Source organism: Pseudoalteromonas sp. TAE56 (assembly GCF_000497955.1).
Lineage (GTDB): Bacteria > Pseudomonadota > Gammaproteobacteria > Enterobacterales > Alteromonadaceae > Pseudoalteromonas.
The window spans coordinates 20,756-39,203 of record NZ_AUTN01000110.1; the positions used below are offsets into that span (position 1 = coordinate 20,756).

An 18,448-nucleotide genomic window follows, 5' to 3' on the forward strand; every position below is an offset into this window, starting at 1 on the left:
GCTATTCAATGATTAAAACACTTTCTCTTTCTGCACTTGCTTTAGCAACAATGGGTTTTAACTCTGCAGCACACGCTGACATTTCTGATTTCGATTCTCCACGTATCTACACAGGTATTGGTTACGGTCAATATTCTTTTGAATTTGAAGATAGCGATAACGACACTGATTTTGACGACGATGCACAAATGCTTAAAGGTTACGTTGGTGCACAATTTAATGAATACTTAAGCTTAGAGCTTGCATATCAAAACTTTGATGAAGTGAGTGATATCGACAGCAAAGCTGAAATTGATGGCGTATCGCTTGCCGCACGTCTGGGCTATCCTATCACTGAGAGCTTTTCTGTGTATGCAAAAGGCGGTTGGCTTGAATGGGATGCTGATTACACACAAGATTTACCAGTAGGCGGTGTAACAGCTTCTACAGATGGTGGTGATGCGTTTTATGGTGCGGGTATTGAATACGCACTTACAACAAATGTACAATTTCGTTTAGAGTACGAACGCTACAAACTTGATGACGATATTGATCCAGATATGGATGTAGCATCTGTATCAGTTCAGTACATGTTTTAATTAATATTTAACATGTATAAAAGGTAAGCCTAAGGGCTTACCTTTTTTGTTTCAGGCTCTTTTTAACTAATACAATCATATAAACCATTCAGTCTAATTAAAGATTTAAACCGAGCGGTTTATAAGTAATAAACTTTCTTACCTTAATGCGATAAAGACTAAATGCGGGTAGAATAGCGCTCTATTTTATTTGTACCCGAGTACTATGAGCGATTACACCATTTCGGCTATTGGCCACATTGAATCTCCTTATAAACAAAAGTTTGCTATACCTAGGCAACCGCGTTTAGTGCCCCAAGCTAAAGCAAAGCTTATTTTTGCACCTGATTTTAATCGCGAAGAATTTGTACGCGGGCTCGATGAATTTACTCATATTTGGTTGCTATTTCGTTTTCACGAAACAGCTGATAAAGGTTATTCTGCTATGGTACGCCCTCCACGATTAGGTGGTAATGAGCGAAAAGGCGTATTCGCTACCCGCGCTACATTTAGACCCAACGCGATTGGAATGAGCGCAGTAAAACTTGAAGGCATTGAATATAAAAACGGACAACTTAGCTTATTACTTGCTGGGATTGATTTACTTGATGGCACACCAATCATTGATATAAAACCGTATTTACCTTATTCAGACTCAATGCCCGATGCAAGCGCTGGCTTTGCTGACACGCGCCCTGAAACACAAATGACGGTTGAATTTAGCCCTCAGGCAATTGAGTTCGTTAATGCCCAATCACAATACCCAGACTTACATGATTTTATAGCCAATGTTTTAAAACAAGATCCTCGCCCTGCTTATAAAAAACAAAAAGAAGAAATGCAAAGCTACGGGATGACTCTCTATGACTTTAATATTCGCTGGCAGGTTAATAATGCACATAACTTAGTAACAAGCATAGAAAAAAACTAAATAACTCACTTAGCGCTTTAGTGTAAAAGCATCCGCTGGTAAACTTAAGCTCTATTAAAAGAATATAATTACTCTATTTCGGAAAAAACATGCGTACAAGCCAATATATACTCGCAACACTTAAAGAAACGCCTTCAGATGCTGAAATTGTATCGCATCAGTTAATGCTTAGAGCCGGTATGATCCGTCGCGTCGCTTCGGGTTTATACACTTGGTTACCCTCTGGTTTACGCGTGCTACGTAAAGTAGAAAACATTGTACGTGAAGAAATGGACAAAGCTGGCGCCATTGAAATGCTAATGCCTGTTATTCAACCTGCTGATTTGTGGGAAGAGTCTGGTCGTTGGAATGAATTTGGTCCTGAGCTTATGCGCTTTACAGACCGTCATAACCGTACGTTTGCACTTGGCCCAACACACGAAGAAGTTATTACAGATTTTGTTCGTAAAGAAATAAGCAGCTACAAACAACTACCGGTTACTTTATACCAAGTACAAACTAAAGTACGCGACGAACGTCGTCCCCGTTTTGGTGTAATGCGTGCTCGTGAATTTACAATGAAAGATGCCTACTCTTTTCACTTAAGTGAAGAGTGTTTAGATGCAACTTATCAAGCAATGCACAAAGCATACTGTAACATTTTTGAGCGTTTAGGCCTTGATTACCGCCCTGTTATAGCCGATACAGGCTCTATTGGTGGTAGCGTATCGCATGAGTTTCATGTACTTGCTGAATCGGGCGAAGATGCCATTGCATTTAGTGATGGCAGTGATTACGCCGCTAACATTGAAAAAGCAGAAGCACTGGCACCTATTGAAGCTCGCCCTGAAGCATCAAAAGAGCTAAAAGCGTTTCCAACACCTGACGCTAAAACTATTAACGAGCTTAAAAAACACTACGGTGTTAAGCCACATCGCGGTGTTAAAACGTTAATTGTTTATGGTACGCCTGATGAAAATGAAGTACGTGGTTTAGTTGCCTTAGTACTTCGTGGCGATCACGAATTAAATGAACTAAAAGCTGAAAAACACCCATTAGTAGACTCTCCGCTTGAAATGGCAACAGAGGCGGATATTGTTGCTGCTATTGGCGCAAAGCCTGGCTCATTAGGCCCTGTTGGCTTATCAATGCCTATTATTGTTGATAGAACAGCTAACATACTTGCTGATTTTGTTGCCGGTGCAAATAAAGACGACGAGCATTACAGCGGTATTAACTGGGATCGTGACGTAACTGATTACGACGTTGCTGATATTCGTAATATTGTTGAAGGCGATATGAGCCCATGTGGTGAAGGTACTTTGCAAATTAAACGCGGTATTGAAGTTGGGCATATTTTCCAACTTGGCACTAAATACTCAGAAGCCATGAAAGCCGGCGTGTTAAACGAAGGTGGTAAAAACCAAACAATGACTATGGGTTGTTACGGTATTGGTGTTTCACGTATTGTTGCCGCTGCTATTGAGCAGAACAACGATCAATACGGGATCATTTGGCCAAAATCAATCGCGCCATTCGATTTAGCAATTGTTCCAATGAACATGCACAAATCGCATCGTATTCCTGATATTGCAAATAACCTTTACCAAGGTTTAAAAGATGCAGGTCTTGATGTGTTATTTGATGATCGTAAAGAGCGCCCTGGCGTTATGTTTAATGACATGGAGCTAATTGGTGTGCCATTTACGCTAGTAATTGGTGAGCGTAACCTTGACGAGAATAAAGTTGAGCTTAAAAACCGCCGTACAGGTGAAAAGCTAATGATTGATATCGATACAGCAATTGATGCAATTAAAGCAGCCGTTAAAGGTTAATAACACCCACGCTTAGAACAGACTATAAGGCCGCATTTAAAATGCGGCCTTTTTTATGCGCAATTAATAGCAATGCGTAATGGTAGCTTATCATCAAATCACCTTTCCTAAGGCGCATTGAACTCGTGGGTTGAAATTCGCTCAATCTAGGGGCGATTTAATCGCAGCGCGAAGCTTGTAACCTAGTAGACTCGATAACTGCTCCTGCGTTATTCCACTGACTTACATCCATGTAAGAATAAGTAAAAGCCGAGCAAAGCTTCCGCGTCCTGCTTACGCCCCTTACCGACATCTATGTAGGCAACGAAGAGCTAATAGTCCCTATAAGAACTCAAAGGGTAGCGCATGTTTGGCATTTATACTGCGTTATCACCTATTTATGGGGAATAACCACGCTACATATGATCTTCCTTGCCTAAAAACAAACAGTCTGCTGTAAAATCAATCACGAAAGGTCAACACGCCCTAGCTCTATATAAATATTTTAATTGCATGACTTTGTATAAATTGTCATAGAGGCTTCGCTAAAGTGTCTCATAAGTGTCATTGGGTTTATCTACAGTGTTAATTATTACACTATGGATAACGGGCATGACAAACAATCAACAGCGTAAGAAACAACACTACCCTACTATTTGGATATCAGATGTTCATTTAGGTTACAAAGACTGTAAAGCCGATTATTTGCTCGATTTTTTAAACTCGGTAGAATCCGACACACTTTATTTAGTGGGTGATATTATTGATTTGTGGTCGATGAAAAGACAGTTTTATTGGCACCCTTCGCATTATCAAGTATTGAGCTGTATACAACAAAAAGCAGTTAACGGTACACGCGTCATTTATATACCCGGTAATCATGACGAAACGTTTAGGAACTATATAAATCAAACGTTATTTGGTATTGAAATCCACCAGCAGTTTATTCACACCACTAAAGCTAATAAACGTTTTTTACTCGTACACGGTGATGATTTTGATTCCGCGACACGCTATAACAAACTTATTAGTATCGCGGGCGATGCAGGATACGACTTTTTATTATTTTTAAACCGCTGGACCAATCGTATTCGAAAGCTATTTGGTGGTAATTACTACTCGCTTGCATCATGGATAAAAGCTCGCGTACACAAAGCACGTGAAGCAATTAAAGCCTTCGAAGATGCCGCAATTCATGAAGCTAAAAAGCAAAACGTAGACGGTATTATTTGTGGACACATTCATCATCCCAAAATAAAAGTAGGTGACGGAATTATGTATTGTAACGATGGAGATTGGATTGAGAGCTGTACAGCGCTGGTAGAGCAGCAAGATGGAAAAATTGAATTACTACATTGGTCAGACACACAATCCGTACTCGATAGCGCCGACATAACAAAGTTAAATATATCAACGGATGCTAAACCAAAAAAATCAGCTGCATAAGCAGCTGATTCTCAATTAATAACTATTAACTTAGCCAGGTGATTAACTTATCTTTTAGCGTTCTTGGCTTGATTGGTTTAGTAATATAGTCGTTCATGCCTGCAGTTAAACAACGCTCTCTATCACCTTCCATCGCGCTTGCTGTCATCGCAATAATAGGAATGTGTGTGTAATCGACTCCGGCTTTACTATTTCTGATTTCACTTGTTGTATCGTACCCATTTAGATTAGGCATTTGGCAGTCCATTAAAATTACATCAAAGGATTGTTCTGTGTTTTCTCTCAATGCTTCTAATGCTTCTACGCCATCTGATGCACAGGTGATTTTTACTTTAGTTCGTTTTAAAATCGCCTTAGCTACTTCAATGTTTATCATATTATCGTCTACTAATAATATATGATAAGCAGAAAGGTCAGGCTCTACTTGTTCTTCTGTTAAGCCCTTGGGTGGCGCTATAATACAATCATTACTAGCACCAAATAAGCTGGCTAACTTATAGCTGAATTGATCTTGGGTAAGCGGTTTATTTAAAATATGGCTACCTTCAGGTAACACCATTTTAGTTGGTTTATCGGTCACCATGTCGCGTAAAATTAAAACATACTTTTTATTAAACTGTTTACAGTAATTAATAAGGGCATCAATTTGAGGGTGCTCATCATCAATCAATAATAAGTCAGCCTCAAACTCTTTATGCTCACTAAAGTAGTCGAGTCTTATAATGTTTTCTGCATTCACTTTACAAGTTAATAGCAACAAATCGCACACATTTTGATAGACATTATCGCGCGCTATTAATGCAGCTACGCTAATGCTAGTAGCAAGTTCAATACCTGTATTTAGTTTTTTCTCTTGTGCGACGTGTAGCTCAACCGTTGCTGTAAATGTACTACCAACGCCCTTTTCACTTATAACAGTGATATTACCACCCATTAACTGAGCGAGCTTTTTACATATAGATAAACCTAAGCCTGTACCACCAAAGTGGCGGGTTGTGCTTGAGTCTTCTTGTGTAAACACTTCAAATAGTTTGTCTATGTTCTCTGGTGCTATACCAATACCAGTGTCTTTTATTGTAAAGCTCATTAATAACTTTGAGTCGGTAATGTACTTAGAACCAATTGTTAGACTTACTTCACCTCGGTGAGTGAATTTAAAAGCATTATTAACTAAGTTAATTAAAATTTGTTTAAGGCGATGGCTGTCGCCAATAACCATTCTGTCTACTACATCTTTAGTATCTAAAAATACTTCAAGACCTTTGCGCTGGCCCTGTAACGCTAAAGAGCTAATCATATCGCTACATACTGTAACAACATCAAATGTATGATTATCAATATCAAGCTTACCCGCTTCTATTTTCGAAAAATCGAGAATATCGTTAATCAAGTTCATCAGTGAGTTAGCACTGCTGTTGGCTAGTTTTAGGTAATGATATTGTTGTTCACTTAAGCCATCTTCTTTGAGCATTTCAAGCATACCCAAAACGCCATTCATCGGTGTACGGATTTCGTGAGATATATTTGCTACAAAATCACTTTTTGCTTGGCTTGCTGCTAATGCTTGATCAATTGCGCGCTCTAGCTCAACAGTCCTTTGTGATACTTTTAGCTCCAAAGTACTGTTCAAACCTTCAAGCTCTGATTGAGTGTTTTTTAACGAGCTAATATTTCTTAAAATAGCCGCTACTTGATAACGGTTATTGTATACATCAAAAATACTGCTGAGCGTAATTGAAAAGTATTGTTTATTGCCATAACCATCTGTGTAAATAGCTTCAAACGGCATTTTTGACCCGTTTGAAATTGTCTCTTCTATACAGTTGTTATCGACTTCATTTAAGTTAAATAAAGAGACAAAGTCAGGACTAACACCTGTAATTGAAGTACCAAAAACCTCTTTAGCCGTGCTGTTAAAGTGAACAATTTCGCCAGTTTGCTCAATTGTAAAAATAGCATCCAGTGAGTTTTCAATTACTTTATTATTTTGCTCTTTTAACGAATTAATTAACAATTTACGGTTTATGAAGCGTTGGTATAAAAAGGCAATAATTAAAAATATACCAAAAAACATGAGTAGCATAACAATAAAGTTTTGACGTCTTTCACTAACCTTTGCTAACAACGTTTTAGTATTAACACTTACACCAAGCTCTAAAGGTAACATAGCAATATCACCCTCAAGCGAAATACGTTTTTTTAATGTATAAGCAATTGGGTAATTACTTAGCGGTAAAGTACCTTGCTCTAGCATTGTGGTTGCAGCGGAAAATTCTTCAGTCCACGTTTTCGCTTTATTAAATTCAAATCCGAAGCGCAGTTGAGAGTTTGGATGATATAGAAATTCACCTTCATTATTCATGAGGTAAATGTGTGTTCCATCTGGCGATTCAACCGTTAAACTTTTTATTAATTTATCAGCAAAGTAGTTAGTGACTAATATTGCAAATATCTTATTTTTTTCATCAAAAACAGGCTTAGCTACACGAAAAGTACTTATATAGGGTTCTTGTATCTGCCCATTTTCACGGTTGTAATTAATAGGAGAAATATAAACACTTTTATTATCGAGCATGCTCGCTTTTATCATGTAATCGCGTTGACCTTTTTTTTGTAATTGCAGGCCTTGCAGTCGATTAATTTCCCCTAGCTGGTTTCGATCAACCCTAACAACTTCTTGCCCACCATCTGCGAGAATAATATAGCGAGCCTGAAGTATGCTGTCATCTGTGCGCATAAAACCACTAAAAATGCTCGCTAAGCGTTCTTCCCAAACGTCAATGTGCGTGCCTAACAAGGGATCTATTTTCTTGTTTTCAGTGGCGCGAGTAATACCTTTAATCGGGGGGGTAGCGTCTAAAAAGCGAATAGCGGTAACACTATCTTTGAGATGGTTTTTTAGTGAAAGGCTTTTTGTTTCAAGCTCACGTTTTAATTCTATTTGAGCTGAATGGTAAACATCACTTCTTACTTTTTGATCAAACAAATATAGAGAAGGCAAAGCTATAAGAACAAATATTATTGTTGCAACGAGCATTAATTTATTATTTTTTGTTACATTCAACAAAATATTTCTTTTTAGCATTTACCTTCACCATAAATTTTTATTGTTATTAGTATAGAGCATTAACGAAAGAATTGGACCATCTAACTAATCAGTTATCGCTATAATTTTTATAATAAAAAGACTAAATCATTAGTTTTATTTAAAGCTCACTCTCTATATGAATTATAAATGAATGAGAGTATCCATATCGACTTAGATAGACTATAAAATAGTTGTTTCAACCAATCATCCCTTTAAAATATAAAAGGTAGCCAATGCTACCTTTTATATTTTTTTAGAATGCTAAATCTATATAATTATCTAAATAATACATCTTCTCGGTTAAACCATTTAACACAAAATGCTAGTAACGCACCTGCAATAAGTGCGGTTGCTAAAAATATTAGCCCTACAAAGGTATAATCAACTGTGCCTTTAATTATGTCTTTAATGGCTAATGCGACGTTTGTTACCGGGATAAACGCGGTTTTAGCAGTCAATTCCATATTTGGCATTATGGAAATAATGATAGGGAAAAATACTACCATACTTAAAGGCTGCATATAATTTTGTGCCTCTTTAAATGTACGCGCATAAATTGAGATAGCTAACGCTAAAGAAGAGAATATGGCAGCCAGCGGAAGTAAAAGTAAAAAAATCATCAGTAAATCACTAACTGCTAGCGTACCGAAGGCCGTTTTAATAAAATCTAAGTCAGCAAATGTTAATGCAACTGCAACCCAACACCCCATACTCACAATCGTAATAGTGGTTGATGCAATAGAGGTAGTAAGTAATGTTATAAATTTACCGAGCACCAATTCTGTACGTGTAATGGGTGTAAGTAGGAGTGTTTCTAGTGTGCCGCGTTCTTTTTCGCCAGCACCTAAATCAATAGCTGGGTAAGTAGCCCCCATTAAAACCAATGGGATAAGTAAATAAGGTAAATAGGCGCCTATTTTTTCACCTAAGTTTTCACGTTTATCGGCTGTATCTACTTTAACAACTTCAATAGGGCCAAGAATAGCTTTATGCGCAGACTCTGCTATCCCAAAGCTTTTTAACTTATCAGCTTGCAGTACGTCACTGTATTCCTGAGCAAGTTCTTTAACCCGATCGAATAAATAGTTTATTGATTTAGCATCGTTAAATACAACTTGCCATTTACTTTGCTCACCACTGTCGAGAGTTTTTACGGCATTACTTGGCAAGTAAATCCCCATATCTATGTCGCCAGCGGTAACACCTGCTTTGAGATCTTCTATTGTATTAAAGGTTTTACTGCCATTATAAAGTTCAAAGCTTTTATGGTAAAACACTTTGTCGGTAAATTCTTGTGCGTATTCGCCGTTAATAATTACGTATGTATTTACTTTTTGATCGGCGTCAAGTGCAGCTTGCGTGCCAATAAAAGCAACAATAGCAAATATTATTGGGAAAATAAGTACTGGCAGCAACACAACAAACATAAGGGTTTTTTTGTCGCGAAGGAGCTCTTTTAATTCCTTTTTATATACTTCAAACATCATGTTTCTCCGTTAATATGTTCATAAACGCTTGATTAAGCTCATCACTATTACCTGCTTGTTTAAATTCATCTACTGTTCCGTCAAAGCAGCTAATACCTTCGTTAATTACAGCGACTCGGTCACATAAAAGTGCAACTTCATCTAAATGATGGGTAGAAAAAATAACAGGAGTACCTTGCGCCTTCAAACCCTTAATAAATTGAATAACGGTTTGCGTGGTCATTATATCGAGCCCCGTTGTTGGCTCATCGAGCACCACTACTGCTGGGCGATGTACAACAGCACGAGCGATATTCGCCTTTTGTTTCATACCAGTTGATAGGTTTTCAGCGCGTTTATCTACAAACTTATGCATATCAAGCAATGTGAATAGCTCATCACAACGCGATGCAATATCGCTTTTGCTCATACCGTGAAGCTTTGCAAAATACTCTATGTTTTCTTTTACGGTTAAGCGGCCATACAAGCCGGTAGAACCTGATAAAAAACCGATAGACTTACGCCCTAATAACGGTTTTTTTACAATGTCGTTTCCAGCAATTGTTATTGAACCTTCATCGGGCTTTAATGCGGTTGATATCATTCTAAGTGTTGTTGTTTTACCTGCGCCATTGGGTCCTAGTAATCCAAGTACCTCACCCTTCGCGCAGCTAAAGCTTACGTCTCGTACTGAATGAAAATAGTCTTTATCTTCACGAGGATCGATGTCGTCTATTTTATTTTTTTTGTGATCTTTAGTTAGCTTAAATTTCTTTTTAAGCCCAGCAACTTCTATCATGTTCGCATCCTTCGTTTCGCCCTAAAATAATCTGTATTGTTATAAAAAGAGTCGTCTTTGTTTTCATCATGCCAGCCAGGCACGCCTAATAACGGCAGTGGTGAAAGCTGTTTGTTATCGGCTAAGCAGTTATCTATTTTAATCATCTCATAAAGGGCTTGGTCTAGGTACTGATATTGAGTAACTAAATCTTTACAAAATGTTTCATCTGGTACACAAACAAACAATGCTTTACCCGTTAAACCTATATAAGGCTTGGTGAGCATTTCATAATTAGCATGGCCAAACATAAACGCTTTAATGCTTTTTCCCCATTCACTTTTATGCTCAACAAATGCTTTTTTCCATTGGTGATCGCGAAGCAATTCTTGCCATTTAGTATCGCTTATTGCCAATACCACACCACATTCGTCAAAGAGCGTTAATGCATTACGATGTTTGGTACGCTTTTGCAAACCATGTTCAGCTATATCTTGCACATGACGCTGGTTAATAAGCGCTTTGGTTTTAGGAAATAAACACCAAATAAAGCCACCAAACAAGTCATGCCAATTCTCACTGCGCGTAGGTACAACACCCGTTTCAAAAATAACTTGTTCGTAATAATGATCGCCAAAATCTACCTTTGCATCATCTTCAAAAGTAATAGGAATATTATTCGCATTAATAGCGGTTAAAAATGGAGAAAACCACTGCGGAGCCGGCCAATCAGTTAGTTCGTTAACTTTAAATAGCTCACGTAAGTGCGAAAATGCACCGGTTTCTAAACTACTAATTTGCCACTGCTCGGGGGGAGTAAAACGCTTCATTTAAACCTTTAACAATTTATGCCTATAATTTACGAGAAGTTTACCGCAAAAACTGGTTCTACTTAATAGAAGTTAATATACTAATCATAACTTAAAACAAAAAAAGAGCTGACATGAAACATTATTTCTCTCTCACACTCCTCGCTACTGCTGTTTTAGCAGGTTGCGCAACAACAAGTATTACACCTACTGATGTAACAAATGGTTATAACAGTATTCAAGCTGATGAATTGGCTAAACATGTAAAAGTACTCGCATCAGACGAATTTGGTGGTCGTGCTCCTTCATCACCTGGCGAAAAGCTAACGCTTGATTATTTAACTGCGCAGTTTAAAGCCCTAGGTTTAGAGCCAGGTAATGGCGACAGCTTCTTACAAGAAGTTCCACTTGTGTCGCTTGAGGCTGATGCAAACATGGTATTAAGTATTGGTGGTAAAGACTATCAATACAAAAAAGACATGGTTATGGGTAGCAGCCGCATAAGCGCACAAGAAGGCATAGAAAATTCTGAACTTGTATTTGTGGGCTACGGCGTTAACGCACCTGAATACAATTGGAATGATTACGAAGGATTAGACGTTAAAGGCAAAACGGTTGTAATGCTGGTTAACGATCCAGGTTTTGCAACAAAAGACCCTGCTTTATTTACTGGCGACGCGATGACCTATTATGGTCGTTGGACTTACAAATATGAAGAAGCGAGTCGACAAGGTGCCGCTGGTGCAATCATTATTCATGAAACAGCACCTGCTTCTTACCCGTGGTCGGTTGTTGAAAACTCGTGGAGCGGCGAGCAGTTTGGTTTTCAAAAAGAAAACAACAACATGGACCGTGTAGCCGTTGAAGGCTGGGTTACAACTGACGTAGCAAAAGAGCTCTTTACTAAAGCAGGTTTAGATTTTGATACCGTTAAAACAAATGCTGCTAAAGGTGCTTACCATGTTGATATGGGCGATTTAACTGCTTCTGTTAATGTTAAAAATACGATTAAAAAATCAGTGTCGTATAACTTTATTGCCACTTTACCTGGTAGTGAGAAACCAGATGAGCATGTTATTTACTCGGCTCATTGGGATCACTTAGGTACAGATAAAACACGTAAAGGCGATCAAATTTATAACGGTGCTCACGACAATGCAACGGGTACCGCTGGGCTAATTGAAGTAGCTGAAGCCTTTACTAAACTACCTAAGCACCCTAGCCGCTCAATGACATTTTTAGCGGTAACTGCTGAAGAGCAAGGCTTATTAGGTTCTAAATACTATGCGGCAAATCCAGTAATTGCAGCGGATAAAACAGTCGCTAACATAAACATGGATAGCTTAAATTTATTAGGCAAAGTAAAAGACATGAATGTGGTTGGTATAGGTAAATCACAAATGGATGAGTTTTTAGAAACTGCAGCTAAAGAGCAAGGCAGAACAATATCAGGCGATCCTAAACCGTCATCTGGTGGCTATTACCGCTCTGATCACTTTGCATTCGCTAACATGGGTATTCCGGCTATGTACGCAGGTGGCGGCACCGTGGCTGCTGATGAAGAAACGGCTAATTACCGTAAACGTATGAGCTTAGTACTTCGCGGTTGTTACCATCAACCATGTGACCGTTACCGTGATGAATGGGATTTATCGGGTGCTGTTCAAGACTTACAATTATTTTATAAGGTAGGTTTTGATATTTCTGAAACAGAACAGTGGCCAACGTGGAATACAAGCTCTGAATTTCAGCGTAAGTAGTTCTATTTAATCACAGCCTAAAATTTAAGTTTAAACTAACTTAGATTTAGCTATCGAAAAACTCAAACAGAGTAATCGATTTAAATAGATGCAAATGATATTGATTATCATTTAATTAAAATATACAGTGTGACCTAGTTAATTTATTAGGTCGCATTATATGATTTCACTTCCTCACATTGGTTTTATTACTCCTGCCTCAAAACGATTTTTGAGCCAAAATAAACGCTTACTGCTGCCTTTATTTATTTTAACTTGCCTTGCAATACCGCAATTACGCGAAATTACAATGACCGCACTCAGTGATGCATTTTTTCAAGTAAGTGTGTTTGTTGCTGCTACCCTTTTAATTTATTACTACGCTATAGAACACTTACCTCAATTAGAGCTTAGTTATTTAAGTGCCAAGTCCCCTATTTTAGAAATTAGCTTTGCAGCGGTTTTAGGTGCATTACCTGGCTGTGGTGGTGCTATTATTGTGGTTACTCAATTTACGAAAGGCCAAGCAAGCTTTGGTGCTATTGTTGCTGTGCTAACAGCTACAATGGGAGATGCAGCATTTTTATTACTTGCTACCCGCCCTACTGAAGGCTTGTTAATTATGGGAATAGGGTTAGTTGTGGGTACATTTAGTGGTTTACTGGTTAATACAATACACAAAAAGGACTTTTTACGCCCAACAGTGCAAGAACAAAAGCACCAAATTAAAATACTCTCAACTAACATTATTAAAATCAGTAAACCGGTTTGGATGGTAGCAATTATCCCAAGCCTTATAATTGCCTTTTTGATTGCGTTTAATGTTGATTTTTCACAGTTTGGTTCAAACACAAGCACTGTAATTACACTATTTGGTGCATTAATGGCTTTATTTATTGTTAGTATTTGGGCACTTTCGTCAAGAGGTGAAAGCTATCAAGAAGTAACGTCAGAAGACGATACATGTCACCCTCCTTCTAAAATAATAAAAGTATTACAAGATACCCATTTTGTTACGGCATGGGTTGTCGCCTCTTTTATGCTATTTGAGATTTTGGTTAACATTGCAGGGCTTGATTTAAAAACGTGGTTTGTACATTACGCCTATTTAGCCCCATTAATTGCAGTGCTTATTGGTTTTTTACCTGGCTGTGGCCCGCAAATAATTGTTACAACGCTTTATATTCAAGGCATTATTCCCTTTAGTGCTTTAGCAGGAAACGCAATTTCTAACGATGGTGATGCGTTATTCCCAGCAATAGCAATGGCGCCTAAAGCTGCAGTTATAGCTACACTTTATACGTCTATTCCCGCATTAATAGTTGGTTATGGGTTATATTTTTTTGCTGAAATTTAAAAAATGAGATTTAAAAATACAAAAAAGCTCAGCAATTGCTGAGCTTTTAACATGTTAAGTTATTCTTACTTATACAGTAGTTGGTTCTGCTGCTAATTCTTTTGGATTTGGACCAAAATCGTTCTCGCCTTCGTGCGAATCTTGCGCAAGAAAAACAATTAAAACAATCCAACCGATGATTGGTACTAACCAAAGTAACTGCCACCAGCCTGAACGGCCTGTGTCATGAAGACGACGTGCACCCGCACTTAAGCCAGGAATTAATAGCGCTAAGCTATAAATAGAGCCAATGAACATTGTACCTAGTACACCATCAATCGCATTACAAACTACTGAAAAAATGAAGTTAAATAATATAAACATCCAATATGCTTTACGACGATTACGGCCTGAAAAATCTGCGTAGCTACGCAACGCGTTCATATAATGTTCCATGAAATTTCCTTAGTGTTATTTTTTATATTCCCTAACGGGGTTAATCTAATTACTTTTTAGTAACATTTGTATCTTAATTAAAAACAGCTCAAATTAAAACAAAAAACCAGCTAAAAGCCGGTTTTTATTACATATTAACAATTTAGCTATTAACTCATAGCCATCATCATTGCTGATGGATTTTCTAAGTACGATTTCCATAAATTATTAAAACGAGCAATAGTGCCCCCATCAATAACACGATGATCCCCAGACCAACTCACTTGCATAATAGCTTTACTTACAACTTGCCCACTTTCGTCAAAACGCGGTAAATACTGTAATTTACCAAGCGCAACAATTGCCACTTCTGGTTTATTAATTATAGGGGTCGCAATAGTGCCGCCAATCGCACCAATGTTAGAGATGCTAATTGTCCCACCTTTTAAATCATCCGGTGCAACACGCCCTTCTCGCGCTGAATGAGTTAAGCGGGTTAAATCATTTGCCACATCAACAATGCTCTTACTCTGGCACGATTTAATATTAGGCACTAACAAGCCAATTTTAGAATCAACCGCTATACCGATATTATGATCGTTATAATAGGTAAGCTCTGAGCATTCATCGTTCACTTTTGAATTAAGTACAGGGTACTCTTTCATTGCTAGCGACAATGCTTTTACAAAAAATGGCATCATAGTGAGCTTTACGCCTTGTGCTTTGTACTGATCTTTTAAAGAACTACGCAAAGCTATAAGCTGCGTTAAGTCTATTTCATCACTAAACGTAAAGTGCGGAATAGTTGAAACCGACGCTACCATTTGCTTGGCCATGGCCGCTTTAATGCCTTTAATTTGCTCGACTCTTACGCCACCGCTTTGATTCTGCGTTTGGTTTTGTACTGCTCTTTGAGAAGCATCGCTATCAAGCGGTGAAGTATCAATAGTATTTGGCACTTCGCCTTTTACAAACTCTTCAATATCTTGCTTGTAAATACGTCCATTTTTACCACTACCTGGTACACAGGTTAAATCAACATCTAGTTCACGTGCTTTACGACGAACCGCAGGCGATGCCACCGCTTTTTGATTGATAACTTTAGCAGCTTGCTCTGTTTTAACTGGGGCAACTTTTTCAGCGACGGCATTAGTTTGAGCCTTTACGACCGCTTGGTTTATATCAACACTTGGTTTTACTGCACTGCCTGCAATTGTCATTTGAAACAACGGGCTATGTACTTTGGCTATTTCGCCTTTTTGATAATATAACTTTTGTACAGTGCCTGTATATTTTGCCGGAATTTGTACTAATGCTTTGTCGGTCATTACGTCACAAACCGCTTGGTCTTCATCTATTTCGTCGCCTTCAGCAACTAACCAATCAACAATCTCACACTCAACAATACCTTCACCAATATCTGGTAATATAAAGTCCTCAACCACATCAGCTGCATCATTAGTTTTATTTCCAGCTTGTACTGGCTCTTGTACTACTTCATTGCTAATGCTTTCACCTGCTACATCCATAGCAAATAAAGGAGCGTGTACCTTAGCAATCTCTCCTTTTTGATAATATAACTTTGAAATTACACCATCATGCACTGCCGGAATTTGTACTAATGCTTTGTCTGTCATAACATCGCAAATTGGCTGATCCTCAGATACGGTATCGCCTTCTTGTACTAGCCACTCAACTACTTCGCATTCAACAATGCCTTCACCAATATCGGGTAATATAAAATCTTTAGCCATGGTAACCCCTAAAAATCCATTGATTGTTTAATTGCAGCCAACACTTTTAGTGCATCCGGTACGTATTCTTTTTCAAGTGCCAGCGGGTATGGGGTATCTAGACCACATACACGTAAAATTGGCGACTCTAAATGCAAGAAACACTCTTGTTGTATTGTTGCTGCTATCTCTGCACCAAAGCCATTGGTTATAGGCGCTTCATGACTCACGATTAAACGGCCGGTTTTAGTAACCGATTTAGCAATCGTTTCAACATCCCAAGGTAAAATACTACGAAGGTCAATTACTTCACAGCTTATACCTTGCTCGCTTGCTTGCTTTGCTGCATCTTCAATAATTTCCATTTGAGCACCCCACGCTAAAAGCGTAATATCACTACCCTCTTGTACTACTTCAGCCGTGCCTAATTCAATACTATAATCTTCTTCTGGCACTTCGCCAATTGATGCACGATATAAACGCTTAGGCTCAAAAAATATGACCGGGTTGTCGTCTTTAATTGACGCACGTAATAATCCTTTAGCTTGATAAGGGTTACGCGGTACAACTACTTTCAAACCTGGTGTGTGCGCAAAATACGCTTCGGGTGATTGTGAATGGTACAAACCACCGGCAATGCCACCGCCATAGGGCGTACGAATAGTTAAGTTACCGACATTAAATTCATTACCACTGCGATAACGAAACTTAGCGGCTTCATTTACTATTTGATCAAACGCTGGAAAAATATAATCAGCAAATTGAATTTCTGCTAATGCAGGCGCACCAAAAGCCGCTAAACCATTAGCAAAACCTAAAATACCTTGCTCGGTTAAAGGCGTATTAAAAACACGATGTTTACCGTACTTCTCTTGCAAGCCAGATGTTGCTCTAAATACACCACCGAAGTAACCAACATCTTCACCAAAAATACAGGCTTGAGGATGTTCATTCATCGTAATATCCAGAGCAGAGTTAATTGCGTGGAGCATGTTCATTTTAGCCATTACTTAATTCTCCCTGCGGTTACTGGGTAAGCATCTGGATGCTGTTTTATATGTTCTTTTAGTTGCTCGTACTGGCGTTGCAATAATGGAATTGGTGTATCGTAAACGTCAGATATCAATTCTTCTAAAGCGGGCTTCGCAACAACTTCAGCACGTTTAAGCGCTGCTAAAATTTCTTCACGAATCGACTCTTTTGCTTTTAAATCGTCTTCTTCGTTTAACCAGTCTTGCTTGACCAGCCATTTTCTAAATTTATCAATAGGACACGTTTGATGATTCGCCTCTTCATCTTTAGAACGATAACCACTTGGATCGTCTGACGTAGAATGCGCTCCTAAACGATAAGCAATCGATTCAATAAGTACAGGTTCACCTTGTGTTGAAGCTATTTCGCGTGCTTTTTCAGTCGCCGCATACACAGCAAGTGCATCGGTGCCATCAACACGAATTGTTTTAATACCATAACCCACTCCACGAGAGGCAATACCATCGCCTTTAAACTGCTCATCAGCAGGGGTAGATATGGCATAACCGTTATTACGTGCAAAAAATATAACCGGCGCTCTGTGAACCGCTGCCATATTTAAACCAGCATGAAAGTCACCTTCAGATGCAGCACCTTCACCAAAATAACAAATGGTTACATTATCAATTGTGCTGGAAAGCTCGCCTGTTTTAGCGTCGATGTGCTTTATTTTTTGGCCATATGCATAACCTGTTGCCTGTGGTATTTGCGTACCCAATGGCGATGAGATCGTCATGTAGTTTAGCGCTTTAGAACCATAGTGAATTGGCATTTGACGACCTTTGCCTAAATCCAATTCATTTGAAAACATTTGGTTCATAAATTGATCAAGCGTAAAGCCACGATAATGCAGTGCTGCCTGTTCACGATATTGAGCCATGATCATATCGTCTTGATCAAGTGCAGCAGCAGAGGCTGTAACTGCGGCTTCTTCGCCTAGGCATTGCATATAAAAGCTAACACGGCCTTGGCGCTGCGCGCCTTGCATACGTTCATCTAACAAACGTATAAAACGCATTGTTTCATATAACTTAATAGCGGTATGTTTTGAAATATCAGGTGCGGTTGCACTAGGATGAATGTCGCCGTCCTCAGTTAAAATACTAAGGGTTGGAATATTAAGCGCTTGACCATCAATAAATTCAAGCTCGTGGTTAATATTCAGCGATACGTTATTTGGATTACTCATAACCTACCTTCTTTTGTTGTCGGTAAAACAGTGCCCCTTTAAATTATTATTATGGGTGATTGCTGCTGGTTAAACTTTGCAACATCTGCACTATCTTTAATTAAAGCTGCCAACAC

Annotated in this window: 14 protein-coding genes; 6 read left to right on the forward strand and 8 right to left on the reverse strand. The window is 38.5% G+C overall.

Going from position 1 to position 18,448, the window contains the following annotated elements; translation table 11 throughout:
* Nucleotides 1-8 precede the first annotated feature (8 nt).
* From L656_RS0113225 to L656_RS0113245, 4 genes are all read left to right on the forward strand, one after another.
* Complete coding sequence (locus L656_RS0113225) at nucleotides 9-578, forward strand: outer membrane beta-barrel protein (protein ID WP_024599554.1); 570 nt, start codon at nucleotides 9-11, stop codon at nucleotides 576-578.
* 205 nt (nucleotides 579-783) lie between these two features.
* Complete coding sequence (gene tsaA / locus L656_RS0113230) at nucleotides 784-1,488, forward strand: tRNA (N6-threonylcarbamoyladenosine(37)-N6)-methyltransferase TrmO (RefSeq protein WP_024599555.1); 705 nt, start codon at nucleotides 784-786, stop codon at nucleotides 1,486-1,488.
* 89 nt (nucleotides 1,489-1,577) lie between these two features.
* Nucleotides 1,578-3,302: a proline--tRNA ligase gene (locus L656_RS0113235; protein WP_024599556.1), complete on the forward strand. Its 1,725-nt coding sequence runs from the start codon at nucleotides 1,578-1,580 to the stop codon at nucleotides 3,300-3,302.
* A gap of 591 nt (nucleotides 3,303-3,893) precedes the next feature.
* Complete coding sequence (locus L656_RS0113245) at nucleotides 3,894-4,727, forward strand: UDP-2,3-diacylglucosamine diphosphatase (RefSeq protein WP_024599557.1); 834 nt, start codon at nucleotides 3,894-3,896, stop codon at nucleotides 4,725-4,727.
* A 25-nt stretch (nucleotides 4,728-4,752) separates the two neighbouring features.
* On the opposite strand, the gene L656_RS0113250 is transcribed toward L656_RS0113245, so the two are convergent.
* The 4 genes from L656_RS0113250 to L656_RS0113265 all read right to left on the reverse strand — a co-directional run bounded on the left by L656_RS0113250 (nucleotide 4,753) and on the right by L656_RS0113265 (nucleotide 10,889).
* On the reverse strand, nucleotides 4,753-7,812 hold the full coding sequence (locus tag L656_RS0113250; protein ID WP_024599558.1) for an ATP-binding protein: 3,060 nt from the start codon (nucleotides 7,810-7,812) through the stop codon (nucleotides 4,753-4,755).
* Between the two features lie 278 nt (nucleotides 7,813-8,090).
* Nucleotides 8,091-9,299: an ABC transporter permease gene (locus L656_RS0113255; protein WP_024599559.1), complete on the reverse strand. Its 1,209-nt coding sequence runs from the start codon at nucleotides 9,297-9,299 to the stop codon at nucleotides 8,091-8,093.
* A complete protein-coding gene (locus L656_RS0113260; RefSeq protein WP_007586825.1) occupies nucleotides 9,292-10,080 on the reverse strand; it encodes an ABC transporter ATP-binding protein in 789 nt (262 codons plus the stop codon). Before L656_RS0113260 ends, L656_RS0113255 begins: the two co-directional genes overlap by 8 nt.
* Nucleotides 10,077-10,889: a DUF3025 domain-containing protein gene (locus L656_RS0113265; protein ID WP_024599560.1), complete on the reverse strand. Its 813-nt coding sequence runs from the start codon at nucleotides 10,887-10,889 to the stop codon at nucleotides 10,077-10,079. The genes L656_RS0113260 and L656_RS0113265 overlap by 4 nt, the downstream gene beginning before the upstream one ends.
* 113 nt (nucleotides 10,890-11,002) lie before the next feature.
* On the opposite strand from L656_RS0113265, the gene L656_RS0113270 reads away from it, so the two are divergent.
* The gene (locus L656_RS0113270; protein ID WP_024599561.1) at nucleotides 11,003-12,628 is read left to right on the forward strand and encodes a M28 family metallopeptidase; all 1,626 of its coding nucleotides are present in this window, start codon (nucleotides 11,003-11,005) and stop codon (nucleotides 12,626-12,628) included.
* A gap of 160 nt (nucleotides 12,629-12,788) precedes the next feature.
* The gene (locus tag L656_RS0113275; protein ID WP_024599562.1) at nucleotides 12,789-13,964 is read left to right on the forward strand and encodes a putative manganese transporter; all 1,176 of its coding nucleotides are present in this window, start codon (nucleotides 12,789-12,791) and stop codon (nucleotides 13,962-13,964) included.
* A 69-nt stretch (nucleotides 13,965-14,033) separates the two neighbouring features.
* Here the strand turns inward: L656_RS0113275 and L656_RS0113280 are convergent, their stop codons facing one another.
* The 4 genes from L656_RS0113280 to L656_RS0113295 form a co-directional block, all read right to left on the reverse strand.
* Entirely contained in the window at nucleotides 14,034-14,399 is a 366-nt protein-coding gene (locus L656_RS0113280; protein WP_010552684.1) for a DUF805 domain-containing protein, read from the reverse strand.
* Between the two features lie 149 nt (nucleotides 14,400-14,548).
* The gene (locus L656_RS0113285; protein WP_024599563.1) at nucleotides 14,549-16,132 is read right to left on the reverse strand and encodes a dihydrolipoyllysine-residue acetyltransferase; all 1,584 of its coding nucleotides are present in this window, start codon (nucleotides 16,130-16,132) and stop codon (nucleotides 14,549-14,551) included.
* An 8-nt stretch (nucleotides 16,133-16,140) separates the two neighbouring features.
* Nucleotides 16,141-17,118, reverse strand: coding sequence for an alpha-ketoacid dehydrogenase subunit beta (locus L656_RS0113290; protein ID WP_024599564.1), 978 nt, complete (start codon nucleotides 17,116-17,118; stop codon nucleotides 16,141-16,143).
* Nucleotides 17,118-18,332: a thiamine pyrophosphate-dependent dehydrogenase E1 component subunit alpha gene (locus L656_RS0113295; protein ID WP_024599565.1), complete on the reverse strand. Its 1,215-nt coding sequence runs from the start codon at nucleotides 18,330-18,332 to the stop codon at nucleotides 17,118-17,120. Before L656_RS0113295 ends, L656_RS0113290 begins: the two co-directional genes overlap by 1 nt.
* Nucleotides 18,333-18,448: the final 116 nt, after the last annotated feature.